The following is a 16,192-nucleotide window of genomic DNA, read 5'->3' on the forward strand; positions in this document are numbered from 1 at the left end:
GTGCCGCCGCGTGGGGTGTCCTGTCAGGGCTTCGACGTCACCCGGGGTGCGGATGCGGCTCACCGTCGCGTGGGTCTGCCGAGCGGGGCGATCCGGTGTCCTGTCCGGGTGGCGTGTACCGCAGGCAGACCAGGACGATGTCGTCGTCGGTGGGGGAGTCGTCGGTCATGCGCGCGACGATGCCGTCGGCGACGGCCGGCAGGGTCCGGGCGGTCAGACCGGCGGCGACCGTCTCGAGGCGGGCGATGCCGGCGGTGAGGGTGGTGCGGCGGCGTTCGATGAGGCCGTCGGAGTACATGACGATCAGAGCGCCGGGCTCCAGCGTGATCTCTGCCCTGGGGCGGCGCCGGGTGTCGCGGTCGTCGTGGTACCGGTAGATCGCGGGGGCCCGGGCGTGCTCGAGCCGTTGCGGGGGCCGGCCGGGGGCGAGCACGAGCGGCGGCGGGTGCCCGGCCGACGAGTACGTGAGCACGCCGGAACGCGGGTCGATGATGACGCAGACGGCGCTGACCAGCTCGGCGCCGCTCGGTCCGCAGGCGTACTCCTCGAGGGCGTCGAGAACGGCGGCCGGGTCGGCCGGGGTGTGGGGTACGAAGGCGGCGGTGACGGCCCGGAGCCGGCCCATGATGATCGCCGCGTCCATGGTGTGCCCGGCCACGTCGCCGATGACCACGCCGATGCGGCCGTCCGGCCAGGCGAACGTGTCGTACCAGTCGCCGCCGACCTCCAGGAGCTCGTCGCCGGCCCGGTAGCGGGCCTCGATGCCCAGGTGGGGATGGGACTCGACCCGGTCGGGCAGCATGGACCGCTGGAGCCGGACGGCGATGTCGTGTTCCCGCTGGCGGATGTGCGCCGACATCAGGACCACGCCGATGCGCCGGGCCAGGTCCTCGAAGAAGGCCAGATCGTCGGGCCGGTACGGCGCGCGCCCGGGCTCGCTGAGCCCGATCATGAGCGCTCCCGACTTCGCGTCGCTGAGCGCCAGTGGCACGGCCAGGTGCGAGCGGGTGCCCAGCCGGGCGAGCAGCTGGGTCGCGTCGGGGGAATACCGGGCGTACTCCGCGATCATGTCCGGGGCGATGCTCAGGAGCTGGGCAGTCCCGGCCGCGGCGGCGTGCAGCGAATCGGGCTGTCCGGCGCCGAGCCGGTGCTCGGTCCGCAGGCGGCGCAGGATCTGCGCCTTCTCATGGTCGCGGTGGGTGAGCGCGAGGAGGAAGTCGTCCTCGCCGGGCGCCTCCACCGTCGCGTAGTCGGCGACCCGGGGCACCAGGACATCGGTCAGAGCTTGCACCTGGGCCGCGACCGTGTGGTGGCGTTCCAGGGTGCTGAGCACGTCGACGACCAGTTGCGCACGAGCGTGCCGATCGTGCCGGGCCTGCTCCTCCGCGGCCTTGCGGATCGCCGCCCAGGTGCGCTCGGCGGCATCGGTGATCAGCGTCAGGTCGTCGGGAACCCAGCTCCGCGGCTCGAGGTCGTGCACCGCCACGGCGGCCACCGGGCGGTTCTGCCGCACCACGGGCACGACGACGTAGGCCCCGGCGCCGAAACCGGCGGGCGACTCGGGGCCGGCCGCGTCGACGACGACGGGCTGCCCGGCCCGGAACGCCGTCATACGGTCCGCCCCGTAGTCGTCCAAGGGGTGCCGGGTCCGCAGGCCGGGCAGGTCCGGACAGTGCTCGGCCAGCACGGTCGCGTACTCGACGTGCTCGTCGATCTCCAGGTAGCGGACCCGGCCGGCGCGCAGGTGCCGGGCCAGGGTCCGGGCCGCCCCGGCGGCGATCTGCGCCGGGTCCGTCAACGACTCCAGCACGTCGGCCAGCCGCGTGCGGAAGGCGTTGATCGCCGCGGCGGCGTTCAGCGTGAGCTGGGCCAGTTTCCGTTCGGTGACGTCGGCGCTGGTTCCGACGTAACCGAGGAACACGCCGTCCGGGCCGATCCGGGGGCTGCCCCACGATTCCAGCCAGCGCCACTGCCCGTCCGCGTGCCGGACGCGGACCTCGCCGTGGAAGGGGCGGCGTTCGGCGACGGCGGCGAGGAAGTCGCGCCCGTACTGCCGACCGTCGTCGGGGTGGGTCAGCATCTGCCACCGCTCCGCCCGCATCTGGTGGCGGCTGACGCCGAAGAACGAGCAGAAGGTGGCATTGACCCACTCCTGCCGGCCGGCGGAGTCGTGCTGCCAGATCAGCAACGGCAGGTTGTCGGCCATGGTGCGGAACCGTTCCTCGCTCTCCCGCAGGGCCGCCTGCGAGGCGAGGCGTTCGGAGACGTCGATGGACAGCCCGACGACGCCGACGAGCTCGTCACCGCGGATGATCGGGCTGTTGACGACCATCGCGGTGAAGGTGGAACCGTCCTTGCGCTGAACCTCGAACTCCCCGCGCCAGCTGTCGCCCCGGCGCAGCGCCGACATGATCGAGCGGGCCTGGTCCGCCGTCGTCAACGTCGGGGTCACCTCGATGATCGATCGCCCGATGACCTCGGCCGCCGTCCACCCGTACATGACCTCGGCGAAACGGTTCCAGACGACGATGCGCCCGTCGAGGTCGGTGGCGATGATGCCCTGTTCCGCCGCGTTCAGCAGGAGAGCCGCCAGTCCCGTGTCGGCCCCGCTCGCGGCGGTCCGCTCAGCTCCGAAGACGTCCATCTCAACCATGGCCCGACCCCTCCCCGCCCGCCGGTTCGCCGATGGCCATGGCGAAGCGGACCGTCGTGCCGTCGGCGGCGAAGCGGGTGCGTACCAGGTCGGTCATCAGGTTGACCAGCAGCAGCCCGCGCCCGGACAGTTGCGTGGGCGGCACCGGCCGCCGGCCCGCCAGCGGGTCGTCGAGCCGGCCCCGGTCGCGCACGTCGCCGGTCAACATCCCGTCGCCGGTCCAGATCCGGAGCGTTCCGCCGCCCCCGCCGTGCTTGATCGCGTTCGTGGCCAGCTCGCTCACCACGACAGCCACCGTGTTCACCCGGCGCTCGGGCATCCCGGAGCGGCGGGCCTGCGCCACGGCCGCCTGTCTGACCCGGCCCAGGTTGGCCAGATCGAACGACATGTGCAGCGCCCCGACCGGCTCGGGCAGGGGCCGGTCGGCAGCGGCCAGCACGTCCGTGGCGGCGTAGCGTTCGCTGCGGAGCAGGCCCTCTCCCTGGATCACCGTCGGGTGGGTGGCCAGCACGTCGGCCAGCGCCGCCTCGTCGAGCGCCGGCCGGGCGTAGGGGCACATGATGGCGATCGGGCGCTCGGCGAGCGCCAGGTTGACGAGAGCCTCGTGCTGCACGCAGGCGGCGAGCTCCTCGGGCGTGCGGCCGGGCCACACCGGCTCGCTGACGATGCGCACGCGGTCGGCGGGGAAGGCGTCGGCGAAGGCGTACAGCACCGCCGGGAGGATCCGTCCCGGATTGCGGCCGACGTCGGTCATGTCGATCAGGCGCACCCGGCCGGCGTCCCCGCGCAGGGCGTCCTCGATCATCACGAGGTGGGCCGGCGGCACGGCGACGGCGACCGGCTCCCCCGCGGCGAGTCCGCCGCGGACGAACCCCATCACCTCGACCAGGTATTCCTCGGCGCTCGCGTACAGCAGAGCCGAGTGACAGCAGACCTCGGACGGGGCCATGGCGGCAACGACCTCCTGCTCGGCGAACGCGGCGACCGCCGGGGCAGCGCCTGTCACCGCCGAGACAACCACAAAGGCCGCCGCAACCGCACACCTGGACGGCCCGCGGATGGCGCCACCGGCCGTTCCCGCCACCGGAAACGCACAGCGAGTCCGTTCCTCGCGCCGCCGGGCCGTCCTACCGTGGCGCTGACCATCGCTGTCGTCCCACGACTCCACCGGCGGCACGCGACCTCCACTACCGACTCGAGGCGACGTGCCTGAGCTACCCGAATCGATCCGATCCCCGGCGACCGCAGCCGTCGTTCCCCTGCTGGAGCGCACGTTCGACCGGAACGCCCTCACCCTCATCCGTCGCGAGCTGGGCCGCTACGGCCGGGCGGCGGGGCTCAACGACCGGCTGCTGTCGAACCTCATCCTCGCGGTCAACGAGATCACCACCAACGCCGTCCGCCACGGCGGCGGTGTGGGGCATCTGCGCCTGTGGCAGGACGGCACCAGCCTCTGGTGTGCCATCGAGGATCAGGGACCGGGCATCTCCGCCGAGCTCCTCGAACGCTCCTACCGGCGGCAGCCGGGGTACGTGGGCGGCCACGGCCTGTGGCTCACCCGGCACATCTGCGACGCGGTCGACATCCAGGCCATCTGGCCGCGGGGCACCTGCGTCACCTTGCGCTACGAACGGCCGGCGAAGCTCGGGTGACGGCGATGGGGGAGCAGCCGATGGACCCCACGGACGCGGTTCCCCTGCCGGAGGTGCGGTTCGGGCCCCCGGTGCGGGATGCGGGCGGCCTGCACATCAGCGTCGGCGGCGACATCGACATGACCACCGGCGACCTGTTCACCCGTACGCTGCACGACGTTCTCGTCGAGACCGACGTCGCCGCCGTCACGCTCGACATCGGGCAGCTCCACTTCATCGACTCCAACGGCGTCACCGCGCTCATCCGAAGCCAGTGGGCGGCCCGCGAGCGCGGCATCCGCCTGACGATCAGCAACGCCTGTGGTCCCGTCCGCGAGATCCTCGAGATGCTCGACGTCTACGAGACGCTGAGCGGGGGCACTCCACCGGCTCCGCACGAGCGGTGAACCGCTCGAGCCCGTCGCCGATCGGCTTCATCGGCCTGTAAGGATTTCGCCAGGGCGCTCGGACGTATGGTCGGTGCACCATACGCCGGACGAGAGGTGGCGGACGATCGTGATGCGCAGGCTGGTTCTTCTCGGCGTGGTCATGGCCGTGGTGCTGAGCGGCTGCGGCTCGGGCGGTGACCGCACCGGCCCGACGGGAGACACGGGCCCGAGCGGCGCGGCCGGTCCCGGAGCGGGCGGTTCGCTCCTCGCCTTCTCCGGCACCACCATCGACGGCAAACCGTTCGACGGGAAGTCGCTGGCCGGCAAGCCGGCGGTGCTGTGGTTCTGGGCGCCGTGGTGCCCCGTATGCCTGCAGCAGGCGCCGGGGGTACGGGCCGCCGTCGAGCAGTACGGCGACCGGGTCACCATCGTCGGGGTGGCCGGCCTGGACAAGGCCGCCGCGATGCCCGAGTTCGTCCGCCTGGCGAAGGTGGAGTCGATCACCAACCTCTCCGACGAGGCCGGCGCGGTGTGGAAGCACTTCGGCATCACCTCCCAGAGCACCTTCGTGCTGCTCGACGCGGCCGGGCAGCCGACCGGCCGGGGCGTGCTCAGCGCGGACCAGGTGCCCGGCAAGGTCAAAGAGCTGCTGGACGCCCCGTGACCGGGCGGGGCCCCGCGCTGCCGGTACGCAACGGCGATCCGACATGACCGAGGTGCCGTTCGCGCTGGCGGTCGCCGCGGGCACGCTCGCCGCGCTCAACCCCTGCGGTTTCGCGCTGCTGCCGGTGTATCTGACCATCCTGGTCACCGAGGACCAGCAGTCCCGGGCCAGCGCGGTGGCCCGGGCCGCGATCAGCACGGCGGCCATCGTGAGCGGGTTCGTGGCCGTGTTCGCGCTGTTCGGGCTGGCGCTCGCCCCGGTCGCCGGGGTCGTGCAGGCGCGGCTGCCGTGGTTCACGATCGTGCTGGGCCTGGCCCTGGTCGGGCTCGGCGGGTGGCTGCTCGGCGGCCGGAGCCTGCCCGGGATCAGCCGGCTGGCCCGGCGCGGGCCGGCGGCGACCCGGACCATCCCGGCCATGGCCGCCTTCGGCGCGAGCTACGCGCTCACGTCGCTGAGCTGCACCATCGGGCCGTTCCTGGCGATCGTCGTGTCCAGCTTCCGGGCCGGGTCGCCGCTGGCCGGGCTGCTGCTCTTCCTCGGGTACGCGGCCGGCATGGGCATGGTCGTCGGCATCGCGGCGCTCGCCCTGGCCCTGGCGCGCACCTCGCTGATCGGCCGGATGCGCCGGCTCGCGCCGCTGGTCTCGCGGGCCGGTGGCCTGGTGATCGCGCTCGCCGGCGCCTACGTCGCCTACTACGGCTGGTTCGAGCTGCGGGTGCTGCGTGGCGACCCGGCGGACGACCCGGTCATCGGGGCCGCCCTCACGGTGCAGGGGTGGTTCTCGGGCGCGGTCGCCGAGCTGGGCGTGCCGGTTGTCGTGATGGCCTTCGCCGCTGTGCTGGGGGTGGCGGGCGCTGCCGTCTGGCGGTCCCGGTCGCGCAGACGGGTACGGCAGCAGACCGGTTGACGACCGGTCGGCGGGCGCCCGCCGCCGCTGCTTGCCCGCTGATCGCCGTCCGCCGTCCGCCGTCCGCCGCTTGTTCGCCGCCGCCTGCTGCCCGTTGCTCGCCGCCGCCTGCGCGCCCGCCGCTGCCTGCCGCCCGTCACGCGCCGCTGCCCGCGCGCCCGTTGCTCGCCGCCGTCCGCCGTCCGCCGTCCGCCGCCTGCCGTTCGCCGCCGCCTGCCGTCCGCCGCTTGCTCGCCGTCATCCGCCGCGCGCGCCCGCCGCTTGCTCGCCGCCCGTCGCCGCCTGTAGCCCGCCCCCCTGTCGCCCGGCTTGCTCGCCGCCGCTCGCCCGCTGCTGTCGGGTCAGGTCTCGACCCGGGCGGATCCAGCGGGCCGACGCAACGATTTACATAGATGTCATTGATTGTTACCGTTCACAGCACTGGTGCTCAAGCGGAGGTGGCGGCATGGTCCGGTCACGAAGGTATGCGGGCTGGCGCACCGTGGTCGCGGCGGTCCCGATGCTCGCGCTCGCGGTGACGGCAGGCGGCGCGATGGCCGGCGAGGCGGCCGTTGCCGCACCCGCACCCCCCGTGGCCGCGCCGCCCGCGGTGGCCGCACCCGCGCCCGCTCCGGCGGTGGCCGCCGTGGCCACGCCTCCCATGGGCTGGGCGTCGTGGAACAGCTTCGCCGCGCAGATCAACTACTCCGTCATCAAGGCGCAGGCGGATGCGATGGTGTCCACCGGTCTCAAGGACGCCGGCTACCAGTACGTCAACATCGACGAGGGCTGGTGGCAGGGCACCCGGGACGCCGCCGGCAACATCACGGTCGACACCAACGAGTGGCCGGGTGGCATGAAAGCCATCGCCGACTACATCCACGGCAAGGGCCTCAAGGCCGGCATCTACACCGACGCCGGCCGCGACGGGTGCGGCTACTACTACCCGACCGGGCGACCGGCCGCGCCCGGCAGCGGCAGTGAAGGCCACTACGCGCAGGACTTCCTCCAGTTCTCCCAGTGGGGCTTCGACTTCGTCAAGGTGGACTGGTGCGGTGGCAGCGCCGAAGGGCTGGACGCCCGTACGGCGTACCAGGCGATCAGCGCGGCGATCGACCGGGCGGCGGCCCAGACCGGACGGCCCCTCGTGCTGTCGGTGTGCAACTGGGGCGAGCAGAGCCCGTGGACCTGGGCCCCCGCGCTGTCCACGATGTGGCGCACCAGCCAGGACATCATCTACTGGGGGCAGAGCCCGTCGATGGACCGGGTGCTCGGCAACTTCGACGCCGCGCAGCACCCCGCGGCCCAGAGCGCCGGGCACTACAACGACCCCGACATGCTCGTCGTCGGCATGCCCGGCTTCACCGCCGCGCAGAACCGGACCCACATGGGCCTGTGGGCCATCTCCGGCGCCCCGCTGCTGGCCGGCAACAAGCTCACCGAGATGAGCGGTGACACCCGTTCCGTGCTGACGAATCGGGAGGTCATCGCCGTCGACCAGGACCCGCTGGGACGGCAGGGCGGCAAGGTCGCGGAGGCGCAGGCGGGCCTGCAGGTGTACAGCAAGACGTTGTCCGGCTCCGGCCGGCGGGCCGTGCTGCTGCTCAACCGCACCGGTTCCTCGGCCCCCGTCACCGCCCGGTGGGCGGACCTGGGCCTCACCGGGCCGGCGGCCGTACGTGATCTCTGGCGGGCGGCCGACGTGGGCCGGTTCGACGGCAGCTACACCGCGACGGTGCCGGCGCACGAGGCTGTGCTGCTCACCGTGACCGGCACCGATGGCGGCGGGGGAGGCCAGACCGCCGCGCGCAGCATCGTGGGCGCCGTGTCGGGACGGTGCGTCGACATCAACAACTTCGCCACCGCCAACGGCACCCAGGCCCAGCTGTGGGACTGCAACAGCCAGTCGAACCAGGCCTGGACGTACACCTCGGCCGGCCGGCAGCTGACGATCTACGGCGCCAAGTGCCTGGACGCGTACAACCAGGGCCGCGCCAACGGCACCGCCGTGGTGATCTGGGACTGCAACAACCAGGCCAACCAGCAGTGGAACGTCAACACCGACGGCACCATCAGGGGCGTGCAGTCCGGGCTGTGCCTGGACGCGGCCAACGCCGGCACGGCCAACGGCACCAAGCTGGTGCTGTGGAGCTGCAACGGCTCGGCCGGTCAGCGGTGGACACTGCGGTAACGAACGCCCGGCGAACGTCGCTACCACACGGAGTTGCGCGCCGGCGGGTCTGCAACTGCTGCGCAGAAGGTTGACACCGGACGAGCGCAGAGTTCTTACGAACCTCTTGCGGCTTCATCGTTTACCGTGCGCGTCGCGTACCTTTCCCCGGAGCGACTCGCGGCGGTATGGAGGCTCGGATGCGTGGCTGCGGTTTGACCAGGTGGCGCCGGGCTCGTCTCCGGCGACGGCGAGGGCGCGCTCCCGGCCGCATCGGCGGCGAGACCGAGGAGCGGCACCTGATGGTCGACGCCTTCGACCGCGCTGCCGCGAGCAAGCCGCGCTGCCGCGAGCAGGCCGCGTCGGCGCGAGCAGGCCGCGCTGCCGCGAGCAGGCCGCGCTGCCGCGGCAAGCCGCGTCGGCGCGGGCCGGGAGCCGCGCCGCCGCCGGCCGGAAGCCGCGTTCGCGCCCGACGGACAACCGCCGCTCTCGCCCAGCAAGGATGCCGCACCCCTCCCGATGAACAACCGTCTCCTCCCGACCGACCGGTGGTGCCATGATCGACGCGAACCCTGACCCCCGTCAGCCCCGCCCGAGCGCGGCCCGCACCCTGGTGCTCGTGATGCTGGGGCCGGTGCTCCTGGCCCTGGCCGGCCTCGCCCACCCGAGCGGGCTGTCCGCCGCGACGGCGCAGCACTGGGTATGGCTGCACATCGTTCTGCTGCCGGTCTTCCCCCTGCTGGCGCTGGGGTTCGTGGTGCTGTTGCGCGAGCGGCCACGAACCCGTACCGCCGGGGTGGCCCGGATGGTCGCCTGGGTCTGCGCGGCGGTCTACGCCGCCGGCTACACCGGCCTGGACGCGGTGGCCGGGATCGGCGCGGGCACCGTCGCCGGGCAGCCGGGAGACCCGGCCGAGCTGCGACGACTGGTGCTGGCGCTCTACGACACGGGCGACGGGCTCGGGGCCGCCGGCGTGTACGCCTTCCTCGCCGCCACGCTGGCCGCGGCGCTGTCGCTGGGCAGCAGCCACGGCATCCGGGTGCTGCCCGGCACCGTGGTGCTGCTCGCCGCCGGCTGGTCCTTCATCGACAGCCACATCTTCGCGCCCCGGGGAGTGCTGACCATGCTCGCCATGGCCGCCGGGTTCGCGCTCTGGACCTGGGCCGGGCTGCGGCGGGCACCGAGCCGGCGCCCGCCGCAGGCGGTGACGATCGACCGTTGATCAGCCGCGTCTGTTCTGGTGGATCCCGCCGGTGTAGGTGACCGGGGTGCCGTCGGCTGTCCCGGCGTTGTCGCGTCGAGGCGTACGCCGGGGTGAGAGCGGGTGGCTGTGGCGGCGGGCGGCCGCCACAGCCGTCGCTACCCGGTCAGCGCCGGGTCCACTGCTGGTTGGTGGCGCCGGTGCAGGTCCACAGCAGGGTCAGTGTGCCGTTGGCGGTCTGGTTGTTGTTGACGTCCAGGCAGAGGCCGGACTGGTTGCCGCGAATGGTGCCGTTGCTCTGGAAGGTCCATTGCTGGTTGGCGCCGCCGTTGCAGTCCCACAGCTGCGCCTTGACCCCCGCGGTGGCGTTGGTCGGCGCGTCGAGGCACTTGCCCAGCGACTGCAGGGTCTGGCCGGAGGCGGTCCACTTCTGGTTGGCGGCGCCGTTGCAGTCCCAGATCACCGGCTGGGTGCCGTTGGTGGTGTTGCTGTTCGGCACGTCCAGGCAGCGCCCGGACGAGGTGCTGACCAGGCTGGTCGAGGAGGGCACCGGCGGCTCGCCGCCGGTGCCGCCGCTGACCCGGTAGACGACCGTGCCGTGGGCGGGCACGCTCGCGCTGATCGTGCCGCTGGTGGTCGTCGTCGCCCCGCTCCAGGCGTCGACCAGGTTGTACGACGACGCTCCGGTCCGGCCGATCGCGGCGGCCGTGGTGGAGATCGTCCGGGTGCCGCCGCTCTGGTTGAACAGGGCCACCGCGACATCGCCGTTGGCCAGCCGCTTGGCCAGCACCCGCTGGTTGGCGTCGCCCGCGACCTGGACGCCCTGCAGGCCGAGGCTGTCCTGGTTGATGGCGATGAGGCGGGGGTTCTTGAGGATCGTCTGGGTGGCGGCGCTCATGTTCCGGATGTCGTTGCCGGCGATCAGCGGCGCGGCCATGATCGCCCACATGGCGAAGTGGGAGCGCTGCTCGGTGTCGGTCAGGGTGCCCCGGCCGACCTCCATCATGTCCGGGTCGTTGAAGCCACCCGGTCGCGCGTACCCGGCCAGCGGCACGTTGACGTTGATGATGTTCTGGACGCCCATCGGGTAGTCGTTGACCTGGTTGGTGCTCCAGACCAGCTGGATGTCCTCGGTGGTGCGCCAGATGTTGGCCACGTCGCCCCAGTTGCGCTGCGGCCCGGTCTTCGAGTGGATGCTGTTGGAGTTGATGCTGTAGAGGATCGGCCGGCCGGTGGCGGCCAGCGCGTCGCGCATCCTGGCGAAGGTGGCGACCTGGTCGTTGATGGTGCCGGTGGGTGAGCACCAGTCGTACTTCAGATAGTCGACACCCCAGGCCGCGAACTGCCGGGCGTCCTGGGCCTCGTGGCCCTGGCTGCCGGTGGCGCCGGGGTAGGAGCCGAAGTACTGCGCGCAGGTCTTGTCCAGCGGCGCCTGGTAGAGCCCGAACTTCAGCCCCTTGCTGTGCAGGTAGTCGCCGAGCGCCTTCATGCCGCTGGGGAAGCGGGTGGGGTCGCCCTGCAGGTTGCCGCTGGAGTCGCGGTTGGGGTTCATCCAGCAGTCGTCGACCACCACGTACTGGTAGCCCGCGTCCCGCATGCCGGAGCTGACGATGCTGTCGGCCATGCCCCGGATCAACGATTCGCTGATGTTGCAGAAGAACGTGTTCCAGCTGTTCCACCCCATCGGGGGCGTACGGCCCACCCCGTTGTCCAGGGCCTGCGCCGGCGAGGCGGTCGCGACGAACGCGGTTCCCGACAGCAGCAGGAGCCCCGCGGCGAGCATGGTTCGGAGACGTCTCATGGGCTATCGACCTGACCAGACCTGGTTGGCGGCGGCGGTGCAGGTCCACAGCTGGACCAGGCTGCCGGCGGCGGTGGCGTTGTTCCTGACGTCCAGGCACAGGCCGGACGCCACGTTGCTGATCGTGCCGTTGGCGTTGCGGTTCCAGCGCTGATTGGCTCCGCCGGAGCAGTCCCACAGCTGCACCTTGACCCCCGCGGTGGCGTTGGTCGGTGAGTCGAGGCACTTGCCCAGCGACTGCAGGGTCTGGCCGGAGGCGGTCCACTTCTGGTTGGCGGCGCCGTTGCAGTCCCAGATGATCGGCTGGGTGCCGTTGGTGGTGTTGCTGCCCGGCACGTCCAGGCAGCGCCCGGAGCCGGCCCCGACCAGCGCGCCGCCGGTGGGGGTGCCGGTGGTCTCGCCGATGGTGCCGGGAACCGACCGCAGCGCGGCGTACCAGGTCGCGGCCATCTTGTCGTAGCCGCCGGCGGTGGGATGGATGCCGTCGATGAGGTCCGCGGTCGTCAATGCGGCGTGCATGTCGACCAGGTGGACCCGCTTGCCGCTGTTCACCTTGCCCTGCACGATGCCCGGAAGGGCGGCGTTGAAGGTGCGCGCGGCCGCCTCCTGGCCGGCCGACGCCAGCGGAATGATCGTCGCCACGAACACGTCCGCGGCGGGCGCGGCCGCGGTGATGTGGTCGAGCAGGGTGGAGAGCCGGCTCGGCGCGGAGGACACGTTGTAGTTCTGCAGGATGTCGTTGGTGCCGATGTGCAGCAGAACGGTACGGGGGCCGGTGGCGCCCAGCCACCCGGTGATGTTCGCGTCGATCTGGTCGATCCGCCAGCCCGGATGGCCCTCGTGGTCGTGGTCGCCGAGGGCGGCCGGGCCGTTGAACTGCGTGCCGACGAAGTCGACACGGTAGCCCGCGCCGGCCAGCCGCTGCCAGAGCCCGATGCGGTAGCCGCCGGGCACCTGGGTGCCCTCGGTGATCGAGTCGCCGAGCGGCATGACGCGGGTCCCGCCGTTGGACTCCGCCGCCGCGGGGCCGGCTTGCGTGACGGCGCCGGTCAGGGTGAGTCCCACGCTCAGGGCGGCGGCGAGGAGCCATCTTCTTCGTTTGGGCATCGCTTTCCTTTCGGCGGTCCGCCGTGTCCGCGGCGGCACCGGCAGGTACTGGGTGTGAACGTTAACAACGTAATTCTCAAGGTTGCCAGAATGTTTCCGGACATTCAAGAGTAGGAATTTGATAAGCGGGTGCCGACTTAGTGATGCGGCCGTGCATAACGCTTTTTCGGAATGAGCGACGGCGCCGGTGGTCGACCACGGCAGGCCGCGCCCTCCGAAAGTTTCGGGCGAGAAGATCGCAAGAGTGGCCGCAAGCTTGCGACTCGGGAGCGCACCAGGCGGCCACCTTAACCGCGTTGAACTGGGAAAATCGCTGGGGAGCGGGTTCTGAGCGTGGGTTTGAATTCCGGTGTGTTTCCGGAAGTTGTTGACTTTCGCGACGGCGTCCATCGATACTCGTGCCACTGATCGATCGGTCTGTATGTGCGCCCGGCCCGCCCGTCTTGCCCATCCCGCCTGGTCGCCCCGCCAGGCTTTCCCCGAGGAGGAAGTCCGCGATGCAAGAATCCCCGACGTACCCGAAGTCCCGCAGACGCGGCTTGATCAGAACGCTGTTCGGCGCCGGCTGCGCGCTGGCCGTCGCGGTCGCCGGCACGGTGATGACCGTCGATGCCAGCGCCGAGGCCAACCGGACCGTCACGTCGAACACCACCGGCAGCCACAACGGCTACTTCTTCTCGTTCTGGAAGGACAGCGGCAACGTCTCCATGACGCTGGGGCCGGACGGCAACTACACCTCCCAGTGGAGCAACGTCAACAACTGGGTCGGCGGCAAGGGCTGGGCGACCGGCGCCCGCCGCACGATCAACTACTCCGGCTCGTTCAACGTCAACGGCAACGGTTACCTGGCGCTCTACGGCTGGACCCGCAACCCGCTGGTCGAGTACTACGTGGTGGAGAACTTCGGCTCGTACAACCCGAGCACCGGCGCCACGCGGCTGGGCACCGTCACCTCCGACGGCGGCACCTACGACGTCTACCGCACCCAGCGGGTGAACCAGCCGTCGATCGAGGGCACCGCGACGTTCTACCAGTACTGGAGCGTGCGGCAGCAGAAGCGCACCGGCGGCACCATCACCACCGGCAACCACTTCGACGCCTGGACCCGGTCGGGCCTGCAGCTCGGCTCGCACGACTACCAGATCATCGCCACCGAGGGCTACCAGAGCAGCGGCAGCTCCAACATCACGGTCAGCAGCGGCGGCACCACGGTCCCGAATCCGAACCCGACGTCCACCACGAACCCGCCGCCGGGCGGGGGTGGCTGCACCGCCGCCCTGAGCGCCGGGCAGTCGTGGTCCGACCGCTACAACCTGAACGTCGCGGTCAGCGGCTCCAGCAACTGGACCGTGACGATGAACGTCGTGGCGCCGCAGAAGGTCCTCTCCACGTGGAACATCTCGGCGAGCTATCCCACCGCCCAGACCCTGGTGGCCAAGCCCAACGGCAGCGGCAACAACTTCGGCGTGACGATCCAGAAGAACGGCAGCACCACCTGGCCGAGCGTTTCCTGCCAGGCCGGCTGACCCGGCCGTCCGGATCCGAGAGGAGGCACGTCGTATGCGCACCCCAGCACGCCGGTGGAGAAAGTCGCTGACCGGCCTGACCGTCGCCGCGTTGGCCGTGGCGAGCGTCGTCGCGATCACCGTCGACGCCACCCCGTCCCAGGCCGCGACCTGCAACGGCTACGTCGGACTGACGTTCGACGACGGACCCTCGGGCAACACGCAGAATCTGCTGAACGCGCTGCGCCAGAACGGCCTGCGCGCCACCATGTTCAACGAGGGCCAGTACGCCGCGCAGAATCCCGGGCTGGTGCGGGCCGAGGTCGACGCCGGCATGTGGGTCGGCAACCACAGCTACACCCACCCGCACCTGACCCAGGGCAGCCAGGCCAGCATGGACTCGGAGATCAGCCGGACCCAGACGGCGATCGCGAACGCCGGCGGCGGCACGCCCAAGCTGTTCCGCCCGCCGTACGGCGAGACCAACGCGACCCTGCGGTCGGTCGAGCAGAAGTACGGCCTGACCGAGATCATCTGGGACGTCGACTCGCAGGACTGGAACAACGCGAGCACCGACGCCATCGTGGCGGCCAACGCGCGGCTGACCAACGGCCAGGTGATCCTGATGCACGACTGGGCGGCCAACACCCTGGCCGCCATCCCGCGCATCGCCCAGGGTCTGGCGAGCCGCAACCTGTGCGCCGGCATGATCTCGCCGTCGACCGGCCGGGCGGTGGCGCCGAGCGGGGGCACCGACCCGGGCCCCGGCCCGACGGCCACCACGCCGCCGCCCGGCAGCGGCAGCTGCACCGCGACGTTGTCGGCCGGCTCGAGTTGGAGCGACCGGTACAACCTGAACGTCGCGGTCAGCGGCTCGAACACCTGGACTGTGACGATGGACATTCCGGCGCCGGAGAAGGTCCTCTCCACCTGGAACATCACGGCGAGTTACCCGACAGCGCAACAGCTGGTCGCCCGGCCGAACGGCAGCGGCAACAACTTCGGCGTGACGATCCAGAAGAACGGCAGCACCACCTGGCCGAGCGTCTCCTGTCGCGTGGCCTGATCCCGGTGACGGCGCGGCGGCTCACCGGCCGCCGCGCCGTCGCTCGTCCCGGGGTGCGGCTCCACGGGCTGGCGGGATGCTGGCGACGGGTGCCATCGTTGCCCCATGAATCATCGGGTCGTGGTGCTGGTGCTGGACGGCGCGAAGCCGCTCGACGTCGGCATTCCCGCGCAGGTCTTCGCGAACCGGCCGACCATGCCGTACCAGGTCTTCGTGTGCGGGGCCGCGCCCGGGCCGGTGGCCGGCGGTGACGGGCTGTCGTACCACGTGGCCGAGGGGATCGAGGCGTTCGCCCACGCCGACACCATCTTCATCCCGGGCTACCGCGAGCCGGCCACGACCGAGCCGCCGGCCGCGGTGGTCGCCGCCCTGCGCGCGGCCCACCGGCGCGGAACCCGGCTCGCGGCCATCTCGACGGGCGCCTTCGCGCTCGCGGCGACCGGCCTGCTGGACGGCAAGCGGGCGACGACCCACTGGCACTACACCAGGGCCCTGGCCGAGAAGCATCCGCAGGTGCGGGTCGACGAGAACGTGCTGTTCGTGGACGAGGGCGACGTGCTGACCTCGGCCGGCGCGGCCTCCGGCCTCGATCTCTGTCTGCACCTGGTACGGCGGGACCACGGCGTCGGACTCTCCACCATCGTGGCGCGGCGCCTGGTCGCGGCGCCGTACCGCAGCGGCGGCCAGGCCCAGTACGTGCCCCGCAGCGTCCCCGAACCGCTCGGCGAGATGTTCGCCGCCACCCGTGAATGGGCCCTGTCGCGCCTGGACGAGCCCCTCACCCTGGACGCGCTGGCCCGCCACGCCCGGGTGTCGGCGCGGACCTTCTCCCGGCGGTTCGTGGAGGACACCGGGTACACGCCGATGCAGTGGGTGTTGCGGGCCCGCGTCGACCTGGCCCGCGAGCTGCTCGAAGTCACCGCCCTGGGCGTGGAGCAGGTCGCCGCCCGCGCCGGTCTGGGCACCGCCGCCAACCTGCGCCTGCACTTCCAGCGGATTCTCGGCACCTCACCGACGGAGTACCGGCACACGTTCGCCTCTTGATCTTGATGGCGAGATCCTTGCGCATAGCGGCGGTGCAGCCACTGTCGCCGGGCCGGCGGGCCACCGACGATGGGG

Annotated in this window: 13 protein-coding genes; 9 read left to right on the plus strand and 4 right to left on the minus strand. The window is 71.8% G+C overall.

The annotated features are described in order from the left end of the window. Nucleotides 1-37: 37 nt before the first annotated feature. Both Ani05nite_RS04270 and Ani05nite_RS04275 read right to left on the minus strand, forming a co-directional pair. Nucleotides 38-2,653, minus strand: a complete 2,616-nt coding sequence (locus tag Ani05nite_RS04270) for a PAS domain S-box protein (RefSeq protein WP_203765267.1) — start codon at nt 2,651-2,653, stop codon at nt 38-40. After that, a complete protein-coding gene (locus Ani05nite_RS04275; RefSeq protein ID WP_203765270.1) occupies nt 2,646-3,659 on the minus strand; it encodes a sensor histidine kinase in 1,014 nt (337 codons plus the stop codon). Before Ani05nite_RS04275 ends, Ani05nite_RS04270 begins: the two co-directional genes overlap by 8 nt. A gap of 199 nt (nt 3,660-3,858) precedes the next feature. Here Ani05nite_RS04275 and Ani05nite_RS04280 point away from each other — a divergent pair, with 199 nt between their 5' ends. The 6 genes from Ani05nite_RS04280 to Ani05nite_RS04305 all read left to right on the plus strand — a co-directional run bounded on the left by Ani05nite_RS04280 (nt 3,859) and on the right by Ani05nite_RS04305 (nt 9,615). Beyond that, entirely contained in the window at nt 3,859-4,305 is a 447-nt protein-coding gene (locus Ani05nite_RS04280) for an ATP-binding protein (RefSeq protein WP_203765273.1), read from the plus strand. Nucleotides 4,306-4,325: 20 nt separating this feature from the next. After that, nucleotides 4,326-4,691 carry an STAS domain-containing protein gene (locus Ani05nite_RS04285; protein WP_203765275.1) on the plus strand — a complete coding sequence of 122 codons (366 nt, stop codon included), beginning with the start codon at nt 4,326-4,328 and terminating at the stop codon, nt 4,689-4,691. A gap of 112 nt (nt 4,692-4,803) precedes the next feature. Continuing rightward, entirely contained in the window at nt 4,804-5,337 is a 534-nt protein-coding gene (locus Ani05nite_RS04290; RefSeq protein WP_239129297.1) for a TlpA family protein disulfide reductase, read from the plus strand. A 43-nt stretch (nt 5,338-5,380) separates the two neighbouring features. Beyond that, nucleotides 5,381-6,244, plus strand: coding sequence for a cytochrome c biogenesis CcdA family protein (locus Ani05nite_RS04295; protein ID WP_203765285.1), 864 nt, complete (start codon nt 5,381-5,383; stop codon nt 6,242-6,244). 445 nt (nt 6,245-6,689) lie between these two features. After that, the gene (locus Ani05nite_RS04300) at nt 6,690-8,414 is read left to right on the plus strand and encodes a glycoside hydrolase family 27 protein (protein WP_203765294.1); all 1,725 of its coding nucleotides are present in this window, start codon (nt 6,690-6,692) and stop codon (nt 8,412-8,414) included. A gap of 535 nt (nt 8,415-8,949) precedes the next feature. After that, nucleotides 8,950-9,615 (plus strand): hypothetical protein, encoded by a 666-nt coding sequence (locus tag Ani05nite_RS04305; protein WP_203765296.1) that lies wholly within the window; start codon nt 8,950-8,952, stop codon nt 9,613-9,615. A 145-nt stretch (nt 9,616-9,760) separates the two neighbouring features. Here the strand turns inward: Ani05nite_RS04305 and Ani05nite_RS04310 are convergent, their stop codons facing one another. Together Ani05nite_RS04310 and Ani05nite_RS04315 are read right to left on the minus strand one after the other, a co-directional pair. After that, nucleotides 9,761-11,395, minus strand: a complete 1,635-nt coding sequence (locus Ani05nite_RS04310; RefSeq protein WP_203765297.1) for a glycoside hydrolase family 27 protein — start codon at nt 11,393-11,395, stop codon at nt 9,761-9,763. 3 nt (nt 11,396-11,398) lie between these two features. Continuing rightward, nucleotides 11,399-12,502: a ricin-type beta-trefoil lectin domain protein gene (locus Ani05nite_RS04315; protein ID WP_203765300.1), complete on the minus strand. Its 1,104-nt coding sequence runs from the start codon at nt 12,500-12,502 to the stop codon at nt 11,399-11,401. Between the two features lie 497 nt (nt 12,503-12,999). On the opposite strand from Ani05nite_RS04315, the gene Ani05nite_RS04320 reads away from it, so the two are divergent. The 3 genes from Ani05nite_RS04320 (at nt 13,000) to Ani05nite_RS04330 (ending at nt 16,117) form a co-directional block, all read left to right on the plus strand. Then, on the plus strand, nt 13,000-14,028 hold the full coding sequence (locus Ani05nite_RS04320) for a glycoside hydrolase family 11 protein (protein WP_203765303.1): 1,029 nt from the start codon (nt 13,000-13,002) through the stop codon (nt 14,026-14,028). 34 nt (nt 14,029-14,062) lie between these two features. Then, on the plus strand, nt 14,063-15,073 hold the full coding sequence (locus tag Ani05nite_RS04325; protein ID WP_203765311.1) for a polysaccharide deacetylase family protein: 1,011 nt from the start codon (nt 14,063-14,065) through the stop codon (nt 15,071-15,073). Nucleotides 15,074-15,178: 105 nt separating this feature from the next. Then, complete coding sequence (locus tag Ani05nite_RS04330; RefSeq protein ID WP_203765320.1) at nt 15,179-16,117, plus strand: GlxA family transcriptional regulator; 939 nt, start codon at nt 15,179-15,181, stop codon at nt 16,115-16,117. Nucleotides 16,118-16,192 lie beyond the last annotated feature (75 nt).

The organism is Actinoplanes nipponensis (assembly GCF_016862275.1).
In the GTDB taxonomy this organism is placed as follows: Bacteria; Actinomycetota; Actinomycetes; order Mycobacteriales; family Micromonosporaceae; genus Actinoplanes; species Actinoplanes nipponensis.

What these genes read in the sequence shown, in the direction of transcription:
- Ani05nite_RS04285 (WP_203765275.1), top strand. Translation starts at nt 4,326, where the DNA reads ATGGACCCCACGGACGCGGTTCCCCTGCCGGAGGTGCGGTTCGGGCCC.
- Ani05nite_RS04325 (WP_203765311.1), top strand. Translation starts at nt 14,063, where the DNA reads ATGCGCACCCCAGCACGCCGGTGGAGAAAGTCGCTGACCGGCCTGACC.
- Ani05nite_RS04310 (WP_203765297.1), bottom strand. Translation starts at nt 11,395, where the DNA reads ATGAGACGTCTCCGAACCATGCTCGCCGCGGGGCTCCTGCTGCTGTCG.
- Ani05nite_RS04330 (WP_203765320.1), top strand. Translation starts at nt 15,179, where the DNA reads ATGAATCATCGGGTCGTGGTGCTGGTGCTGGACGGCGCGAAGCCGCTC.
- Ani05nite_RS04315 (WP_203765300.1), bottom strand. Translation starts at nt 12,502, where the DNA reads ATGCCCAAACGAAGAAGATGGCTCCTCGCCGCCGCCCTGAGCGTGGGA.
- Ani05nite_RS04300 (WP_203765294.1), top strand. Translation starts at nt 6,690, where the DNA reads ATGGTCCGGTCACGAAGGTATGCGGGCTGGCGCACCGTGGTCGCGGCG.
- Ani05nite_RS04295 (WP_203765285.1), top strand. Translation starts at nt 5,381, where the DNA reads ATGACCGAGGTGCCGTTCGCGCTGGCGGTCGCCGCGGGCACGCTCGCC.
- Ani05nite_RS04305 (WP_203765296.1), top strand. Translation starts at nt 8,950, where the DNA reads ATGATCGACGCGAACCCTGACCCCCGTCAGCCCCGCCCGAGCGCGGCC.
- Ani05nite_RS04270 (WP_203765267.1), bottom strand. Translation starts at nt 2,653, where the DNA reads ATGGTTGAGATGGACGTCTTCGGAGCTGAGCGGACCGCCGCGAGCGGG.
- Ani05nite_RS04320 (WP_203765303.1), top strand. Translation starts at nt 13,000, where the DNA reads ATGCAAGAATCCCCGACGTACCCGAAGTCCCGCAGACGCGGCTTGATC.
- Ani05nite_RS04290 (WP_239129297.1), top strand. Translation starts at nt 4,804, where the DNA reads ATGCGCAGGCTGGTTCTTCTCGGCGTGGTCATGGCCGTGGTGCTGAGC.